Source organism: Capnocytophaga sp. oral taxon 878, from assembly GCF_002999135.1.
Lineage (GTDB): Bacteria > Bacteroidota > Bacteroidia > Flavobacteriales > Flavobacteriaceae > Capnocytophaga.
This window is the reverse complement of sequence record NZ_CP027229.1, coordinates 2,885,998-2,905,296: the sequence shown is the minus strand read 5'-3', so window position 1 is coordinate 2,905,296 and position 19,299 is coordinate 2,885,998. Positions and strand designations below refer to the sequence as shown.

Below are 19,299 nucleotides of genomic sequence, written 5' to 3'. Positions count from 1 at the left end.
TAAATATGCCTAACATTTCTAGTTTCCAATTAAACAATTTCATCACCTCTTATGGGGTGCGCATTCCCTCACTTAGGTTATATTACCAATGTTTTGGCTTACCGCTGGGAGAAGCGCCCGTGGTGGTAGTAAATCACGCTTTCACAGGCAATTCACAAGTAATGGGTGAAAACGGCTGGTGGAAAGAAGCTATTGGTGAAGGGAAGTTGATAGATACCCTTAAATACACAGTAGTAGCTTTTAATATACCTGGCAATGGTTTTGGAGCACGCGAAGAAGATATGATTCCTAACTATGAGCATTGGGCAGGTATAGATGTAGCGCGCATTTTCAACAAAGGGCTCACCGAGCATTTAGGTCTCAAAGAAGTGTTTGCCCTTGTAGGGTGCTCGTTAGGTGGCGGTATTGCTTGGGAAATGGCAGCCCTCGCCCCTACCCTTTTCAAAGAACTCGTAATCGTAGCTGCCGATTGGAAAGCAACCGACTGGATTATAGGCAACTGCCTTTTGCAAGAGCAGATACTCAAAAACTCTACACACCCCTTGCACGATGCACGCCTACACGCGATGTTGTGTTACCGCACACCTCAATCGTTGAAAATGAAGTTTGAGCGCACTACTAACATTCCGTTGCAGTTGTACAATGTAGAAACGTGGCTCTTACACCACGGCGACAAGCTGCACAAACGCTTCTCACTCTCCGCCTACAAACTGATGAACCAATTGGTAAAAACCATAGATATTTCAAAAGAACGGGGTAGTTTTGCCGAGGCTGTTGCACCTATCACTGCTCACATTACCATTGTAAGCACCGATTCCGACCTGTATTTTGTACCTCAAGAGAATCGCGATACTGTAACTGAACTGCGCGAAATGGGCAAACCCGTAGACTATTACGAAATCCACTCCGTACACGGTCACGATGCTTTCCTGATAGAACACAAACAGTTAGAACAGTTTTTAAAGAAAGTGTTTGTTAGGTAAGAGATAAGAGGTAAGAATTTGTTAATTGTTAATTGTCATAAGATGAAGATATTAAAATTTGGTGGAAAATCACTTGCTAATGATGGCATAGAAAAGGTGATTGATATTATCATTACTTCACATAAGGAACCTCTATCAGTAGTAGTTTCAGCGCGAGGCAACACTACCGATGAATTAGAGGCTTTGCTCGATAAAGCGAGTAAGGGCGAGGACTATACTGCTGACTTTCAACAACTGAAAGACGAACAACAATATGACCCTCGTGTGTCGTTTGAGTCCGAATTTCAGTTGCTCGAAAAACTCCTTGAAGGTGTTTCACTACTCAAAGATTATAGCCCTAAAACCAAAGATTTGGTATTGGCACAAGGTGAACTAATGTCGGCTAAACTTGTAACAGCACTACTCCAGCGCAAGGGCTTGGAAAGTACTTTTGTAGATAGCCGTGAAATCTTCAAAACTGATGCTGTGGTAGGCAATGCACAAATCATCAACTCAGTATCCGAAAAACTCACCCGTGACCGCTTTGCAACTATCCCTTCTAATCACGTAGTCGTGGTTACAGGCTTTATCGCTTCCACCGAAAAAGGCGACACTACTACCTTAGGGCGCAATGGCAGTAACTATTCGGCAGCACTTTTGGCGAACTATCTCAACGCTTCCGAACTGCAAAACTATACCCACGTTGATGGTATCTTCACTGCCAATCCTGAGTTAGTACCCGAAGCCAAAATTATACGTCATCTTTCTTACGAAGAAGCCAATGAATTAGCTAACTTTGGAGCTTCTATACTTCACGCTAAAACCATTATCCCACTCATTGAAAAAGGCATTCCGTTGCGTATCAAAAACACTTTCAACAGTGAAGACGCCGGCACACTCATTCACCAAGAAAGCGTGCAAGAGGGCATCAAATCGATTTCGGTAATTAAAGACAACGCCCTTATCGTGATGGAAGGTCGCGGACTCTTGGGCAAGGTGGGTGTAGATGCACGTATCTTTAGAGCTTTAGCACAGAAAGGTATCAGTGTGAGTATCATCTCACAAGGATCATCCGAGCGCGGGGTAGGCTTGGTAGTAGCTTCTAAAGATGCTAAACTTGCCAAAGCTGCTATAGACGAGGAATTCTCGCACGACTTCTATACCAATGATGTGAGCAGTGTGAGCATTGTAGAAGATGTAGCGGTAATTTCTATTGTAGGGCAACCGCTTGCTACCTTCCACCACCCTTATAACGCACTGATACGAAACCAAATCGTTCCTTTGCTCATCAACAATGCCGTAACGGGTAGAAACGTGAGTTTGGTACTTAAAACCGAAAAACTCCACAAGGCACTGAACGTAATTCACGGTGAAATCTTTGGGGTTTCACGCCGTATCAACTTGGTAATCTTTGGTAAAGGTACCGTAGGAGCTACTCTCATCGACCAAGTGATTGCTGCACACGACAATATACTCCACCGCAAAAACATCAGTTTGCGCATTGTTGCGATTGCCAATTCACAACAACTGCTCACCAATGCAAAAGGAATTGGCAACAATTGGCGTTCTGCCTTCGATAAAGAAGCCGTTCCTTATAGCTTTGATACTTTGCAAGCCTTTGTAGATAAAAATCACTTAGAGAACCTTATCGCGGTAGATGTAACCGCCAGCAAAACCTTTGTAGATAACTATATTCCACTTATCAAGAGCGGTTACGACTTGGTTTCTGCTAATAAGATAGCAAACACTATTTCGTTTGACTTCTATCAAGAACTGCGTAAAACCCTCAAACAACACCAAAAGACTTATCTCTACGAAACCAATGTAGGGGCAGGCTTACCACTGATAGACACTATTCGCCTCTTGCACCATTCGGGCGAGAACATCACTCGTATTAAGGGAATTTTCTCAGGGACGCTCAGCTATCTGTTCAATACTTTTTCAGTAGAAAACAAGCCGTTTAGCGAGGTGCTCCAACACGCTATCAACAGCGGTTATACTGAACCCGACCCTCGTGAAGACCTCTGTGGTAACGATGTAGGGCGCAAGCTGCTCATCTTAGCCCGCGAGCTTGATTTAGGCAATGAGTTCACCGATGTAAAGATACAAAATCTTATCCCCGAACATTTAAGAGAAGTCTCGGTAGCAGACTTTTTGCAACGCTTAGACGAGTTCAACGCGCCTTATCAGCAAATCAAAGAAGCCCAAGCGCCCGACCACGTACTGCGTTATGTAGGCGACCTTCACGGCGATTTAGCCTCTACCGAAACGGTACAGTTAGACGTATCGCTCGTATCGGTTCCGCGCAACAGTGCTCTCGGTCAGGTAAAAGGTGCCGACTCTATTTTTGAGATTTACACCGAATCTTATGGCGATAACCCTATCGTGATACAGGGTGCAGGAGCAGGCGCTTCGGTAACCGCACGCGGGGTATTTGGCGATATTTTAAGATTAGCAGAGAAGAGTAGGTTTTAGGTATTAGGTTTTAGGTGTCAGGTTTCAGGTGTTAGGAGACAGGTGTTAGGACTATGAATCAAGAAGAAAATCCTTTGTTACAAATGTCGTTGCAGGAATTGTGGCAACTGTTCCCTATCAATCTTACGCCGCACAATCCTTTGTGGAAAGAATGGTATGAGGAAGAACACAGTTTTCTTTTAAAACAATTACCCTCTAACGAAATAATACGACTAAACCATATAGGCAGTACCGCTGTGGAAGGGATACAAGCCAAACCTATTGTAGATATGTTATTGGAAGTGAAGAAAGACAGTTCATTTCAGAAGCTAAAAGAAGTCATATTACAATCAGGTTATCTATGTATGAATGAAACAAATGATAGGATTTCTTTTAATAAAGGCTATACTGTTAATGGGTTTGCAGAACGTGTATTTCACTTGCACTTGCGTTATGAAGGCGATAATGACGAACTCTATTTTCGCGATGAACTACAAGCGCACCCTTCAATTGCCAAAGACTATGAAACACTTAAATTGTCTCTTTGGAAGCCTTTCCAGTACGACCGAGATGCTTATACCGCTCACAAAACAGACTTTATAAAACGATATACACTGATAGCAAAAGAAGAATTTAAAGGAAAATATGAAAATAACAGACCATATTAAGAATGCCAAAGGAAAAACACTCTTCTCCTTTGAAGTAGTACCTCCTAAAAAGGGAAATAATATTGAAGAATTATACCAAAACATAGACCCCTTAATGGAGTTCAACCCTCCGTTTATAGATGTAACTACCTCACGTGAGGAGTATTATTACATTGAACACCCCAATGGGCTATTGGAAAAGAAAGTAACCCGTATGCGCCCTGGTACCGTGGGTATTTGCGCGGCTATTCAGCATAAATATAAGGTAGATACTGTACCACACGTGCTTTGTGGTGGTTTTTCAAAAGAAGAAACTGAGTACCTTTTGGTAGATTGCCTCTACTTGGGTATAGACAACGTAATGGCTTTGCGCGGCGATGCAATGAAAGAACAACGCTACTTTCAGCCTACTGAGGGCGGACATACTTATGCTGCCGAACTCGTTACTCAAATCATCAATTTGAACAAAGGAATTTACCTCAACGGTATTGCTGCCGACCATAAGGCTAATTTCTGTATAGGAGTGGCGGGGTATCCTGAAAAACACATTGAAGCCCCCTCACTCACCTCGGACTTGGCGCGCTTGAAAGAAAAGGTAGATGCCGGTGCCGACTATGTGGTAACACAAATGTTTTTTGACAATCAGAAGTATTTTGAGTTTGTAGAGAAAGCCAAAGAAGCGGGTATCAATGTGCCTATCATACCAGGGATTAAACCTATTGCTATTAAAAAGCACCTCAACTTGCTTTCACAAGCCTTTAAAATAGACTTCCCCGAAGAGCTCATCAAAGCAGTAGAAGCCTGCAAAAACAACGCCGATGTAAAACAAGTGGGTATAGAATGGGCTATACAGCAGAGTAAAGAACTGAAAGCTGCAGGAGCACCCGTATTGCATTACTATTCTATGGGAAAATCGGATAATATTGTGAAAGTAATATCAGAAGTATTTTAAAACAATATATCAAAGAACGAGTTGTAAAATTCTTAAGTTTTACGGTGCAAAGTTCTTATAATTTGTTTTCTTACACAAACATTTGTTCCAATATGAAATACAATTGTAAAACAGTGTCATACTAAATCACACAAATTCAGACAAGAATAAAAAAGAGCTCTTCAAAAAAGAGCTCTTTTTTATTCTTGTGACCGCAAGGGGATTCGAACCTCTATCTTCAGAACCGGAATCTGATATTCTATCCAGTTGAACTATGCAGCCTTATTAATTATTGTTATGATAACAACTTCTTTACTATTTCTGAAATGAGTTTACTATCAGTTTTACCTGCCAATTGTTTTGTAGCAACGCCCATTACCTTGCCCATATCTTTAGCTGTAGTAGCCCCTACTTGAGCAATAATAGTCTTTAAGGTTGCTTCAACCTCAGCTTCAGAGAGTTGCGCAGGCAAAAACTTCTCAATTATAGCCTTTTGTGCTAATTCAGGCTCTGCTAAGTCATTCCTACCTTGCTGAGTGTACAATGCCGCACTATCTTTGCGCTGTTTCACTAATTTTTGAAGCAGTTTTAGCTCATCAGCTTCTGTAAGTTCTTCAGCAGCTCCTGCTTCAGTTTTAGCTAATAATATAGCCGATTTGATAGCTCTTAAAGACTCTAATGCAATAGTATCTTTTGCCTTCATTGCCTCTTTCAGAGCCTCCATTACCTTAGTTTGTAAACTCATAATTCTTGGTTTTTATAATTGCAAAATTACAACAATATTTTAAAATAGCAATATTCCACCCTACTTTTTTTACTTCCAACGCAGACTCTCCATTAGTTTTTGTACATCTTTTTCAATATAACTACTTGCAGGTTGAATTGAGTCATAATTGGGTACTGCCCTAAAATAAACTGACCCAGATACAAAATGCCGCACACTATCGGTAACATAAAACTGAGATTGCGATGCGGCATCACCATAAACTTGGTAAAACATTCCGTACACACGAGTAGTATCATTGGCAAATACTGTAGAGGCAATATTATCAGCTTTGATTGTATGCTCATAAGTGAATTTTTGAGCGTCTTTTAAAAGTTTTGTAATATTTCCATCTATTTTTTTATACGTAAGATAAATAGTAGCCCGCATAGCTGGATATTCTATATTGATATCACATTTATTAGGCTCTTGTTGTAAGTGCGACAATTTATTTACCTCAAAAGTAAAGGGACAGTTAGCTTCAGTAGTAATTTTCTCATACTCTGCAGGCGCATAATCCAGTCGCAAGCCTCCTTTAGGCTTAGGTAGTGTTTCATCACTACAAGCCGTTAAGATTCCTACTATTGCAAAAAATATATAAAAATGTTTTTTCATTCCTAAAATGGGTATGAGTTCTTACTCCTTGAATTTTGCTACTTTATTTCATAGCAAAAAACCTCAGCAGCCAATGCTAAGGTCTTTTCCTCTGTTATCTACAGTTTTAAAAAGATGTATGAAAGAAAAATTATTCTGCTTTTTGTGAGGTTTCTTTTTTGTCTCCTCCTTTTTTGCAGCAAGATTTTTTATCTTTATTGCATTCTTTTTTGTCTTTGCTACAAGATTTTTTATCCTTACTGCATTCTTTTTTGTCTTTGCTGCATTCTTTTTTATCACCGTCTTTATCGCAGCTCTTTTTCACTTTTACGCCCCCATTACCATCTTGGTCAACAGAAACACACTTAGTTACGCCAGCTACACTTAAAGTAGCCGCACTTACATTACCAGCAAAAGCAAATAGTACAAATGCTACTGCCATCATTTTCAAAGCTTTCTTCATATATTTATTTTTTTATTATTTACTATCCTTATTTTTTAACTTATTATAGCACAAGCTATAGAAGCAACACTTACTTTCACATCTTCTGCATCCATTAATGCTTGATAACAACGTTCAATTGTTGATCCTGTAGTAATTACATCATCTACCAATAAAATGTGCTTAGTAGCTAATTTTTGAGGGTTTTGTATTGCAAAAATATGATCATTCTCATCATATCGCTTCCATACAAATTTGTGAGTTTGGGTAGTGCTCGCTGTCTTTTTCACCAATAAGTTATCATCAAAAACAACACCCATAGTCTCTGCAATGGCTTTACCAAGCTTAGTTACCTGATTATAACCACGTTTGTGCAGCTTTTTTGGGTGCAGAGGCACAGGTACTACCATTTCAACACCTTCAAATTGGCGACTTTGAGCAAGACGCCTGCCTAACCACAAGCCCAGCCAACGTCCTACTTGTTCCTGCCCTTCGTACTTTAACTTATGTATCAAAAGCTGTGCCAATTTATTCTTTTCAAAGAAGAATAAAGATGTAGCTGCATTTAACTCACACCTGTGTGAAAGAAGCTGCTCCAATGGGTTATGTGGCACTTGCTCAAATCCCGTTTCACAAAGCCGTTCTCTACACCCCAAGCACAGAACCTGTTCTTGCTTCTGCAATATTCTACCGCAGCCCAAACAGTATTTTACTAATAATATAGAGGTTAAATCATTCAGCATCATTTATATTCTCTTTCACTTCACCAACAACATTTACATTTAACTCAAACAACATTTTTAAGCCAATTCTATAACTCTTTTTGCAAGATACAGCCAAAAGCTTAATAATGACATTTTGCACACTCCAATCCTCCCAAATGCTCCACCGTAAGCGAATCAAGCTGCATTGTTTTGGCCAACTGGCGGTGCACCTGCTCATAGTTGGCATAATAAGGATGTTCCATATTCACCTTGCTTGTACGATGGCACTCCACACACCAACCCATTGTAAGTGGTGCTTCCTGGCGTACTACCTCCATTTTATCAACTGCCCCATGGCAAGCATCACATTTAAGTCCTGCTACTGTCACATGCTGGGAATGATTAAAATAAGTAAAATCAGGCAACTTATGAATACGTATCCATTCTACCGCCTGCTCTTTACCTGTGTACTTAAACTGCTGTTCATCCCAACCAACAGCCGTATATAACTTTTTAATTTCAGCCGTATAAAAATCTTTAGTATAGCCGTTAGCAAGATCTTCCTCACCCTCATATTCCGAAATCGTATTATGGCAACCCATACACACATTCAGCGAAGGCACCCCCGCCACAGCCGAGCTTCTTGCTGCCGAATGACAGTATTTACAATCTATTTGATTATCACCCGCATGTATTTTATGCGAAAAATGAATAGGCTGCACAGGCTCATACCCCTCATCTACACCTATTTGCATCAAATAAGAGTATAGCAGATATGTAGTAGCTAAAAAGCCAAAAACAATTATTATAGTAAGAATGATTTTCTTCAAAAGAGCTTATTTTTTCGGCAAATGTACAAAACAATTATCAATTAGCCAAGAATAATAAATAATTAACCCCTACTGCCCAATCCATCCTAAAATACTTTTTAAAGTTACCCTTCAATAGCACCAATTCCAAACTAACTTGTCCAACACTATCCAACTACCCCACCTAAAACAGACTGCCAAAATCCCCCCAACAAAAAAATAACCATTCAATCAGATGAACGAACGAATAACGAAGGATAAACGAACTATAAACGAAGGATAACTAAAATCCCCCAACATCTACCAAGCTACCAAAAAGCAATAAATCTTTTCTCCCAAAACCCAAGAAAAGTACTCCCACACCACTTCACCTTTTATCCACCAAAAAATCTTACACCCAATCCCATAAAAAAAAGGCTGTCCAAAAACTTTGTTTTCAGACAGCCTCCTTGTAAAGAGCTGTAAATAATTAGCAAGCTACTAATTAAAATTTATAACCTACACCTATTTGTACCACACGGTTTTTAAAACCTTTATTAGCCCCTTTACTAGTTATTTCAGTAAAGCCGTGAGTATACGCTGCCTCTACAAATAAGCCCATAGGGAAGTTATATTCAGCACCAAGCGCAGCACCAAAATCAAATGTTTTGTCTAAATCAATAGTAGTGCTATTGCTTCCTACTGTACCTTTAGCATTAGCAGCAAAACCTAAGTTAACACCTACTTTAGGGCGGAATCCTGCAATGTCATATTTCAGCCAGATAGGCACATTTAGCTGGTTTATAGTTGTAGATGTATCACTAACATCTGTTTTTACACTAATCCCTCCCAAAGTTGTTTCAACAGATTTTGTTTTAGCTCCTTGTGAAGAATAAGCTATACCTACTTCTGCCCAAAGTTGTTCGTTAAAGCCATATTCAATAAAAGCTCCAAAATAATAACTAGGTTTAAAACCAAAACTAGTTTTAACTACACCAGTACTAATATCACCAAAAGTAGCAAGGTTCAAGCCTCCTTTAGCACCTACTTTAAACTCTTGAGCGTTAGCCACGCCCATCATTGCTATCACCATAGCAAAAGTTGCAATAATTTTCTTCATTTTCTAATTTGAATTAAACGTTATTTTTAAGTCATCCCTACTCGTAAGCTTTTCGGGTTCCGCTGTTTCCGGTACAAAGATAAACATAATTTGCTAAATATCAATATTTTCATAAAAAAACTTTGCCAAAGACCTTTTATAGTCCTTGGCAAAGTTATATTATTCACTGCCTTTTGGCTTAAATTTTAATAGCCTAATAAGCAATTATTAATCCCACTATGCTTCCCCAGTCATTCCAAATAACGGAATCGCATGGCGGTTGTTGTTATCAACAATTTTACCATAAGCATTCTCAAATTTTTGAATGTTATCGGCAAGAGCGTTAAGTAAGCGCTTGGCATGGTCAGGAGTTAGCACTATACGGCTACGCACCTTTCCTTTAGGCATACCTGGCATAACACTTACAAAGTCAACTACAAACTCAGTCGCCGAGTGGTTAATAACAGCCAAATTAGAGTAAATGCCTTCAGCTACTTTATCGTCCAACTCAAGACTTAGTCCTTCGTTTTCACGCCCTTCGTGTATTTCTTGTAAATCTTCCATTTATCGTGATTTTTTCTTTTCAACAACTGGTGGTTCTATATCAGCCTTAGAGCCTACTATCAGCTTCTCATAACGTTTCAGACCTGTACCAGCAGGTATACGATGTCCCACAATAACATTCTCCTTCAAGCCATCAAGGAAATCAACCTTACCACTTACCGCCGCTTCATTCAATACCTTAGTAGTTTCTTGGAAAGAAGCTGCCGAGATGAATGATTTTGTTTGTAACGAAGCCCTTGTAATACCTTGCAGTACTGGCATAGCTGTAGCAGGAATAATATCACGAGCTATCACCAAATTCTTATCAGCACGTTTCAGTAATGAGTTCTCATCGCGTAGTTCACGCAAGCTCACTATCTGTCCTGCTTTTAAGTTTTCAGAGTCCCCTGCATCTTCCACTACTTTCTTACCAAATAAGCGGTCGTTTTCTTCAATAAAGTCATCTTTATGTACTAATTGTCCTTCTAAGTAAAGAGTATCTCCTGGGTCTTGAATTTCAACTTTACGCATCATCTGGCGTACAATCACCTCAAAGTGCTTATCATTAATTTTCACCCCTTGTAAGCGGTATACCTCTTGTACCTCGTTCACCAAGTACTGTTGTACTGCCGACGGACCTTTAATACGCAGAATATCATCTGGCGTTACAGAACCATCCGACAGAGGTTTACCTGCACGTACATAGTCATTTTCTTGCACCAATATTTGGCTTGATAGTTTTACTAAGTACTTGCGCTCTTCACCCAAACGAGAGGTTACAATAACTTCTTTATTACCACGTTTAATCTTACCGAATGATACCACACCATCAATTTCAGATACAATAGCAGGGTTAGAAGGGTTACGTGCTTCAAATAACTCAGTTACACGAGGCAGACCTCCAGTAATATCCCCTGCCTTAGCAGAGCTACGCGGTATTTTCACCAATACTTTACCCTCTTCTATCTTACTGTTGTTATCCACCATTATGTGAGCGCCCACAGGCAAGTTGTAAGAACGAAGTGTTTCCCCATTCTTATCTACAATTAGTAGGGTTGGTATCAGCTTCTTATTACGTGATTCTACAATTACTTTTTCTTGGAAACCTGTTTGCTCATCTATTTCTACTTGGTAAGTAACACCTTGTTCAATATCTTCATAAGCTATTTTACCTGAGAATTCCGAAATAATTACAGCGTTATAAGGATCCCATTGGAATAATAAAGCTCCTTTTTTCACCTCATCTTTATCCTTCACAAAGATATGAGCACCATAAGGAATATCGTGTGTTTGTAACACCATACGAGTAGTAGGATCTAGCACTTTTAACTCAGAAGAACGGATTACTACATCTACAGCATTACCCTCATTATCCTTGCTATTTACCACACGCAAGTCTTCTATTTCAAGAATACCATTAAAGCGAGCTTCTGTCTTATTCTCTTCTGATACGTTACCAGCAACCCCTCCCGCGTGGAAAGTACGTAGTGTAAGCTGGGTTCCTGGCTCACCAATTGATTGGGCTGCCACTACCCCTACTGCTTCACCAAGCTGTACCATGCGTCCAGTTGATAGATTACGTCCATAACATTTAGCACAGATACCATGTTTAGCTTCACAAGTAAGTGCCGAACGTACTTCTACCATATCAATAGGCGCAGCGTCTATCTTATCTACTATTTTCTCAGTAATTTCTTCACCAGCAGCTACTAACAGTTCTTCTGTAAGCGGATTGTACACATCGTGTAATGATACACGTCCTAAGATACGTTCTCCAAGGCTTTCTACCACCTCTTCATTTTTCTTAAGAGCGCGTACTTCTACTCCACGCAAGGTTCCACAATCTTCAGTATTAATAATCACATCTTGTGACACATCCACCAAACGGCGAGTAAGATAACCCGCGTCAGCAGTTTTCAAAGCCGTATCTGCCAAACCTTTACGAGCACCGTGGGTCGAGATAAAGTACTCAAGGATTGATAGCCCTTCCTTAAAGTTTGAAAGGATCGGGTTTTCAATAATCTCACCACCACCAGCATTTGATTTTTTAGGCTTAGCCATCAAACCTCGCATACCAGTAAGCTGACGTATCTGCTCTTTTGATCCACGAGCTCCAGAGTCCAACATCATATACACTGAGTTAAACCCTTGTTGGTCAGCACTAATACGTTTCATTGCCAATTCAGTAAGCTGTGCATTGGTCGATGTCCACACATCAATTACTTGGTTATAACGCTCATTATTGGTAATAAGCCCCATATTATAGTTCATCATAATACCATCAACCAAGCCATTAGCTTCAGCAATCATATCAGTCTTTTCTTGCGGAATAATAATATCTCCTAAGCTGAATGACAAACCTCCTTTAAAGGCAAAGCGGTAACCCATATTCTTAATCTTATCCAAGAAATCACCAGTTACAGGTATACTAGTAGCTTTCAAAATTCTACCAATAATATCACGTAATGATTTTTTGGTAAGTACCTCATTCACATAACCTACTTCTAATGGCACCAATTCATTAAATAGAATACGCCCTGTTGTAGTTTCTACTACGTGATAGTATACTTCTCCATTTTCATCTACATCACGCACACGTACTTTAATAAAGGCATTTAAGCTTAATTTACCTTCATTGTAAGCAATATTCACCTCTTCAGGAGAGTAAAATATAAGTCCTTCTCCTTTTATAGGATATTCAGGAGTCGATTTACGTCCTTTAGTGATATAGTAAAGCCCCAAAACCATATCCTGTGAAGGTACAGTAATAGGCGAACCATTAGCAGGGTTCAAAATATTATGTGATGCCAACATCAAAAGCTGTGCTTCCAATATAGCTTCAGGCCCCAATGGCAAGTGTACCGCCATCTGGTCACCGTCAAAGTCAGCATTGAACGCCGTACATACTAACGGGTGCAATTGGATAGCTTTCCCCTCAATAAGTTTAGGTTGGAAAGCCTGAATACCCAAACGGTGCAATGTGGGGGCACGGTTCAGTAGCACAGGGTGACCTTTAATCACATTTTCCAAAATATCCCATACTACTGGCTCTTTTTTATCAATAATCTTCTTAGCCGATTTTACAGTTTTTACTATACCGCGCTCAATAAGCTTACGGATAATAAACGGCTTATATAGTTCGGCTGCCATATTCTTAGGCAAACCACATTCGTACATCTTTAATTCAGGACCTACCACAATTACCGAACGGGCAGAGTAGTCTACACGTTTACCTAGTAAGTTCTGACGGAAACGCCCTTGCTTACCTTTCAATGAATCTGAAAGTGATTTTAACGGACGGTTAGACTCTGTTTTTACTGCCGATGATTTACGAGTATTGTCAAACAATGAATCTACCGACTCTTGTAGCATACGTTTCTCATTACGCAAAATCACATCTGGCGCTTTAATCTCCATCAAGCGTTTCAAACGGTTATTACGAATAATCACACGCCGGTAAAGGTCATTAAGGTCTGATGTAGCAAAACGTCCTCCATCCAAAGGCACTAACGGACGCAATTCAGGCGGAATAACCGGAATCACTTTCATAATCATCCACTCTGGTTTATTCTCACGATTCCTTTGCGATTCACGAAAAGCCTCCACCACTTGCAAGCGTTTTAAAGCTTCTGTCTTGCGTTGTTTTGAGCTCTCATTATTAGCTTTATGCCTTAGTTCGTACGACAAAGCATCAAGATCCAAGCGTTCCAAAAGTTCAAGCAAACACTCAGCTCCCATCTTAGCTACAAACTTATTAGGGTCCGAATCCTCTAAATACTGGTTATCAGCAGGTAGTGATTCCATAATGGCAAGATATTCCTCTTCTGCAAGGAAATCCAAATACTGTAACTCTTCACCATCAGGCCCCTTCGCTATACCCGGTTGGATAACTACATAACGCTCGTAGTAAATAATCATATCCAACTTCTTGGAAGGAAGTCCCAACAAATAGCCTATCTTGTTAGGCAATGAACGGAAATACCAAATATGGGCAATAGGTACCACCAGGTTGATATGACCAACCCTCTCACGGCGTACTTTTTTCTCGGTAACTTCCACCCCGCAACGGTCGCACACTATACCCTTGTAGCGGATACGCTTGTACTTTCCGCAGGCACATTCATAGTCCTTTACGGGCCCGAAAATACGCTCACAAAATAGCCCGTCGCGTTCAGGCTTGTGAGTACGATAGTTGATAGTTTCTGGTTTAGTTACCTCACCGCGTGAAACCGCTAAAATCGATTCAGGCGATGCCAAACCTATTGAAATCTTATCAAATTTTGGAACAGCTGTATTTTTTTCTTTTGCCATATTGTTATGGTGAGTATAAATAAGTTTATTCAGGCGCATATTAGGAGCCCTCCCAATAACGCCCAATTACAAAATATCGTGCAAAAGTACAACTATTTTTTTAATTAACAACAATTTTTTTAGAAGAATTTTTTACTGTTTTTCTTACATCCTTGAATATTAATACTTTATAACACCCAGTATCCTCCCCTAATACAACCCCAACCCCGTCCTTCCCCTCTCATAACCAACAAAAAAGCTGCCGAACTTTCGCCCAGCAGCTCCTTTGTTAATAACAATTAAAAACAGTTTGTTTCTAATTCACAAAACTATTATAAGCACTTACTAATGATTGATAAGCGCGATCTACTTGGTTGAAGCCATTCTCTTCAAATTTTTTCTTTTCTTTAGTGTCACGGATAAATTTGCGCAAAGCCCCTAAATACTCATCTGCTTCTTTATTAAGATTTTCGTAGCTAGATTTAGCTGAAGCATCTTTTACTTCTATCTTTTGGTTATTAGCCAATTGCGCTTCTATTGTTTTGTAAGTAGCTTCCAATTTATCAGCATCTACCTTATTAGCTTCCGATTGCGCCACTACTTCATCAATAAAATCACCAGCTACGGCCAATAATTTCTTAGATGACAAAATATTCTCTTTCAATGGGTGATCTTCAAGAATGATACCCTCTGCATTCTCTACAATACCTTCCATTTCATCAAAAAGCTTAGTACGTGCTTGTCTAAAAGCCTCTATTTCAACAAATGCTTTTTGTTTTAACTCAGCAAATTTAGCGCCTTTATCATCTTTAAAGTCTTCACTGTCCAAGTGTGATTTCACTTCTTGCAAAAGCTTCCTCACTTCCTGAGCATGAGTTTTAAGCTCACTGAAGTCTTTAGCTATCGCTTCCTTCTTATCGCCAAAAGCATCTGTAGGAGTCGCCTTTGATTTATCACCAAAGTCATGATACGTGTCTACTAAAATTGGTTTGTTAGCCCAATCCTTTTTCAATGCTTTTTGCACATACTCATCAGCATCCTCAAGGTAGTCTTCCCCTCGTGATATAATACCACCATTGTAGTTTTTTGATGCTTCTAACGCATCGTTATAAAAACCAATAATTTCATTAGCTTGGTCTTTGCTGCCTACTTCGCCAGCTCCACCTGCTTTTGATCCGTTTGAATTACAGCCGGTAAGGAATGCCCCTACTACAGCCAAGGCAAGAATAATTTTTCTCATTTGTATTTAAGTTAATTTGTTAAATATGCCGCAAAATTACGCTTTAATTAGTTTATTCGCAAATTTTTCAAGCATTTATTTTCAATATTCTCAAAAAAACATTACTTATCCACCCTAAAAAAACGACAGTAACTAAACTCCTTAAGCCTTTCCTCCGCCTCTATTATTCCGTTATAAAAATCATTATCTTCCAAGGTTTCCCCTCTACCTAGCTCATCTAATACCGACGGAAAATAGTTCTCCACTTTCCATAGCCAAAGATCTACATACTGAAAAGCTTCTCTGTTCAAATATGCCTCATTATCCTCATCTATGCTCACTATAGTGTTATTATAATACTCGTTAAAATCATCATAAGCATTTTTCACTGCCATAATATCCCTTTCCTTGGGGTTTACTTGTTGTTTCAATACTTCTACAAAAGCACAAGCCTTCTCTATATACGTCTTGTATACCGAGTACACTGGGTTTATAGGCAATTTATTCTCCAAAACCAACAATGCTTCGTCTGTTTTAGGACTAAGTTTCTCTAATAATTGCGCTTTGCTGTCCTTATAATTGTTATAATTTTCTATAAGCTGAGGCAATACTTCCTCCAGCGCTTCTATTTTTTGGGCGTTAGTATACTTCCCATAAACCCCTACATATTCTCCCACATACCTGCTTATAGTTGCTTTCACTACCAAAAGTTGCTTCGCACTTTCTCCCATTAAGTTACTCAACTCCTTTATAGCACCTTGTTCATCGCCAAATACATCTGGCGGTGCAAGCGCTGCTTTATCTTGTTCTAATCCGTACACAGTCGCATCCATAGCCACCTTCACCAGCTGCTTATCTTCTTCCTTCTCAGCCTCTTTAAGGTACTTTATAGCCTCCTTCACCTGTTCTATCTCCTCAGGGGTATGTGCTATGAACTTATATTCAAATTCCTTGCTAATAGTATCACACATAAGGTAATACCTCACAATTTCCAAAGCCGTTTCTTTTTCCGAATCTGGCAGCAATTCTTCAGCCACCATTTCTATACCTGTTTGCCCCTTTACTCCTTTCCAGTAAGTATTTATTAGGTACACTCCCAAAGTAATGATAGCGGCTATAATAATATGTTTTAATTTCATAAGCCTATTTTGTTAAACTAAAATATTTCTCAAGCACCAATAAGTTGCATAACTCCTCTGCCTCTTCCTTCCAAAACTGCGCTACATACCTATGCGCATTCTCCAAAATCTCCATACATTCCTTAGGCCGAGCTATATAATAGCGCAATTGTTCCTCCAAGTCGCTATAGTCCGCAGCTATTTCTATGTAATGCACGCCTCCTTTCAAAGTCCCTTCCATAAACCACGTCTCTATCGTTGGCTTCGGCATCACAGCTACCGAATTTGAGCTCATCACCCACTTCAAGTTCGATGCCACATCATTCCCCTGCAAACTCAGGATAAACTTGTAATCCAAATGCTCCTTCATACTGGTCTTCTCAGTAAGCCACTCGGGTTTACTAAGCCCATTCTTATCCACACTCCCCAAATTACATAGCGGGTTACCAAAATGTTTATTGTAAAAATCAAACCTATGGTCTTGGTATATCGCCCCTCGCCCTATCATCATATCTTTTTTTTGGTCGAAAGGCTTATCCCCCTCTATCCTAATAAAATGACGCGGCTTATCCAGCTTCAGCAATACCGAATTCTCATTATCATCACTTATCGGTCTACTTTTCACTACCGACGGAGTTTCTGGCACGTGTATCACATCCCCAAAAACAAAATCTATAGCCTGTTCAGGGTTCCAAAACCTCGCATACTCGTATGTCTCAAAATAATACGTCTTTGGCGATTTTGGCGTCTTCAAATCCCCCACCCGTGTATTACCTGTAACCAATTTTTCAGCCCTCAGCTTGCAGTAATAATCCACTCGTTTTTGTAGTTCCTCCAGCTCACCAGCCGAGATTTTCGCCTTCAGCCTTTCTATTTCTCGCTCATAACCTCCCCTTTTGCCCAAAGCAATAAGAGCATAATTATAAAGGTAGAACCACAATTTATTTTGTTTGATAACTCTCATCTTTCTGTAATTTGCTGCAAATGTAACAATAATTCTCCAAACAGAAAAATTCTCTGCTCAAGTCTTTCTCCTCCCTCCCCTCCCACTCTTACCTCTTATCTCTTATCTTTTACCTAAAATGCATCTATTTCTCATTTTCATTGCCAATCTTTCAACAATATCTCTCCTCACTCTATTCCCTATCTCCTAACTCCTTTCCCCTAATAATCAACCTATTACACCCCCACCCTCTTACCTCTTATCTCTTATCTTTTACCTACTTTAAACGAACCTATAACGAACTATAAACGAACTATAAACGAAGGATAAACACTACACTACTGATTTACAGCCCTTTCAACCCCAACCCCCTACCTTTGCATAATCCGCAACAAAATCCCCAAAACATTGCATTTTTCTCATTCCCCCTACCCCCTATCTCCTACACCCTATCTCCTATTTATTAAAAATTTACTACCTTTGCCAAAAATAATAACTAATTATTCAAAACAATGATACACTACATAAAAGCAGATGCAACCCTACCTCAAGCCCAAGGTAATATCATTATCACTCACATTTGCAATGATATAGGAGCGTGGGGCAAAGGCTTCGTATTGGCAATCTCCAAACGCTGGAAAGACCCCGAAAAACAATACAAACAATGGTACAAACAAGGTGATAATTTCTCCCTCGGAGCCGTACAATTCGTTCAGGTCGAAGAAAACCTATGGGTCGCCAATATCATTGGCCAACACCGCATATATAAGGACGAAAACGGCAATCCCCCTATCCGCTATGATGCTGTCGAAAAAGCACTACTACAAATAGCCCAGTTCGCTCTCAGCACAAACGCCAAAGTACAAATGCCCCGCATAGGCTGCGGATTGGCAGGAGGCTCTTGGGATAAAATAGAAAGCATTATAGAGCGTACCCTCCTAAATAACAATATCGAAGTATTTGTCTGCGATTTGTAATACCCCCTCCCCTTACTTCAAAAAAAATAGCCAATGCACCCTCAAGTGCATTGGCTCTTCTTATAATGTTTTATTGTTACACTAACTAAAAGGTACTATCATCAAATAAAAATTCAAATACTGCCCCAGCAAGATAAATATTGCCGCCCCAAAAAGTACCAACTTATTGCGCTTTCCTCCCGATGATAGCAGCATAAAAAACGGCAACACAAAGCTCAATACCAACATCGTAATTACTACACTCCCATCTACTCTTGCCAACAGAAATTCGTAATACAACTTCTCTTCAGGAATATTAGCATACCATATCAGCATATATTGCGAAAACCATAAGTACGCCCAAAAAATAGAAAACCCAAAAAGGTATTTACCCAAATCGTGATAGTGTTGCCGCTTGCTAAAAAGCGTCACCAGTGCCACCCCCGATAGCAAGAAGCTACCAAGCACCTGCCACCCAAAAAGGGTGCTTTGCCAATCGTTAATACTCGGGAACCAATCCCACGCCATAGGGGTTTCTGTCAAAAAGAAAAGCACCAAAAAAAGCACATTATATTTAAACGACGAATAGCGGTACAAGCACCACACCGCCATATACCCTACCGACTGCAAGCCCAAATAAAGATTTGTATTCAAGGCATAAAAACAACATAACCCCAAAAGCACCACCCACAAAGGGGCTGTAATGCGCTGCATAGTAGGGTACAAATCGTTCACCCATTCAGCCTTAGTCACTTTGTTAATAGCGTAGAACACTAGCACCCCTACCAGCGTAAGGGCTACAAATAATACTACCGAATATATAATACTTAGTTCCTCCATTGCCTC

17 protein-coding genes and 1 tRNA gene are annotated in these 19,299 nt (G+C 39.8%); 5 read left to right on the top strand and 13 right to left on the bottom strand.

All coding sequences use genetic code 11. The annotated features are described in order from the left end of the window. Positions 1-5 precede the first annotated feature (5 nt). Genes C4H12_RS13290 through metF form a run of 4 tightly spaced genes read left to right on the top strand, consistent with a single transcriptional unit; the run spans position 6 to position 5,015 of the window. Positions 6-983 (top strand): alpha/beta fold hydrolase, encoded by a 978-nt coding sequence (locus C4H12_RS13290; protein ID WP_106099337.1) that lies wholly within the window; start codon positions 6-8, stop codon positions 981-983. A 42-nt stretch (positions 984-1,025) separates the two neighbouring features. Further along, positions 1,026-3,437: a bifunctional aspartate kinase/homoserine dehydrogenase I gene (gene thrA, locus C4H12_RS13285; protein WP_106099336.1), complete on the top strand. Its 2,412-nt coding sequence runs from the start codon at positions 1,026-1,028 to the stop codon at positions 3,435-3,437. A 53-nt stretch (positions 3,438-3,490) separates the two neighbouring features. Then, positions 3,491-4,084, top strand: a complete 594-nt coding sequence (locus C4H12_RS13280) for a GrpB family protein (protein WP_106099335.1) — start codon at positions 3,491-3,493, stop codon at positions 4,082-4,084. Then, entirely contained in the window at positions 4,062-5,015 is a 954-nt protein-coding gene (metF, locus tag C4H12_RS13275) for a methylenetetrahydrofolate reductase [NAD(P)H] (RefSeq protein ID WP_106099334.1), read from the top strand. The genes C4H12_RS13280 and metF overlap by 23 nt, the downstream gene beginning before the upstream one ends. A 188-nt stretch (positions 5,016-5,203) precedes the next feature. Here metF and C4H12_RS13270 read toward each other — a convergent pair. The 12 genes from C4H12_RS13270 to C4H12_RS13215 all read right to left on the bottom strand — a co-directional run bounded on the left by C4H12_RS13270 (position 5,204) and on the right by C4H12_RS13215 (position 17,518). Further along, positions 5,204-5,276: transfer RNA gene (locus tag C4H12_RS13270), tRNA-Arg, on the bottom strand. A 13-nt stretch (positions 5,277-5,289) separates the two neighbouring features. Beyond that, the gene (locus tag C4H12_RS13265; protein ID WP_106099333.1) at positions 5,290-5,739 is read right to left on the bottom strand and encodes a GatB/YqeY domain-containing protein; all 450 of its coding nucleotides are present in this window, start codon (positions 5,737-5,739) and stop codon (positions 5,290-5,292) included. Positions 5,740-5,808: 69 nt separating this feature from the next. After that, positions 5,809-6,372, bottom strand: coding sequence for a gliding motility lipoprotein GldD (gldD, locus tag C4H12_RS13260; RefSeq protein ID WP_106099332.1), 564 nt, complete (start codon positions 6,370-6,372; stop codon positions 5,809-5,811). 130 nt (positions 6,373-6,502) lie between these two features. Then, positions 6,503-6,814, bottom strand: coding sequence for a hypothetical protein (locus tag C4H12_RS13255; RefSeq protein WP_106099331.1), 312 nt, complete (start codon positions 6,812-6,814; stop codon positions 6,503-6,505). A 35-nt stretch (positions 6,815-6,849) separates the two neighbouring features. Beyond that, complete coding sequence (locus C4H12_RS13250) at positions 6,850-7,539, bottom strand: ComF family protein (RefSeq protein WP_254424780.1); 690 nt, start codon at positions 7,537-7,539, stop codon at positions 6,850-6,852. A gap of 98 nt (positions 7,540-7,637) precedes the next feature. Continuing rightward, a complete protein-coding gene (locus tag C4H12_RS13245) occupies positions 7,638-8,327 on the bottom strand; it encodes a cytochrome c3 family protein (protein ID WP_106099330.1) in 690 nt (229 codons plus the stop codon). Positions 8,328-8,790: 463 nt separating this feature from the next. Continuing rightward, positions 8,791-9,405 (bottom strand): porin family protein, encoded by a 615-nt coding sequence (locus tag C4H12_RS13240; protein WP_106099329.1) that lies wholly within the window; start codon positions 9,403-9,405, stop codon positions 8,791-8,793. 216 nt (positions 9,406-9,621) lie between these two features. Next, a complete protein-coding gene (locus tag C4H12_RS13235) occupies positions 9,622-9,948 on the bottom strand; it encodes a DUF3467 domain-containing protein (protein ID WP_106099328.1) in 327 nt (108 codons plus the stop codon). Beyond that, entirely contained in the window at positions 9,949-14,238 is a 4,290-nt protein-coding gene (gene rpoC / locus C4H12_RS13230) for a DNA-directed RNA polymerase subunit beta' (protein WP_106099501.1), read from the bottom strand. It lies immediately after the preceding gene. A 295-nt stretch (positions 14,239-14,533) separates the two neighbouring features. Further along, positions 14,534-15,457 (bottom strand): DUF3829 domain-containing protein, encoded by a 924-nt coding sequence (locus tag C4H12_RS13225; protein WP_106099327.1) that lies wholly within the window; start codon positions 15,455-15,457, stop codon positions 14,534-14,536. Positions 15,458-15,558: 101 nt separating this feature from the next. Beyond that, positions 15,559-16,575 carry a hypothetical protein gene (locus tag C4H12_RS13220; RefSeq protein ID WP_106099326.1) on the bottom strand — a complete coding sequence of 339 codons (1,017 nt, stop codon included), beginning with the start codon at positions 16,573-16,575 and terminating at the stop codon, positions 15,559-15,561. Positions 16,576-16,579: 4 nt separating this feature from the next. Further along, on the bottom strand, positions 16,580-17,518 hold the full coding sequence (locus C4H12_RS13215; RefSeq protein WP_106099325.1) for a glycosyltransferase: 939 nt from the start codon (positions 17,516-17,518) through the stop codon (positions 16,580-16,582). Positions 17,519-18,009: 491 nt separating this feature from the next. Between C4H12_RS13215 and C4H12_RS13210 the strand changes: the two genes are divergently transcribed. Next, the gene (locus C4H12_RS13210) at positions 18,010-18,474 is read left to right on the top strand and encodes a macro domain-containing protein (protein ID WP_106099324.1); all 465 of its coding nucleotides are present in this window, start codon (positions 18,010-18,012) and stop codon (positions 18,472-18,474) included. An 81-nt stretch (positions 18,475-18,555) separates the two neighbouring features. Here the strand turns inward: C4H12_RS13210 and C4H12_RS13205 are convergent, their stop codons facing one another. Further along, the gene (locus tag C4H12_RS13205; protein ID WP_106099323.1) at positions 18,556-19,293 is read right to left on the bottom strand and encodes a hypothetical protein; all 738 of its coding nucleotides are present in this window, start codon (positions 19,291-19,293) and stop codon (positions 18,556-18,558) included. Positions 19,294-19,299 lie beyond the last annotated feature (6 nt).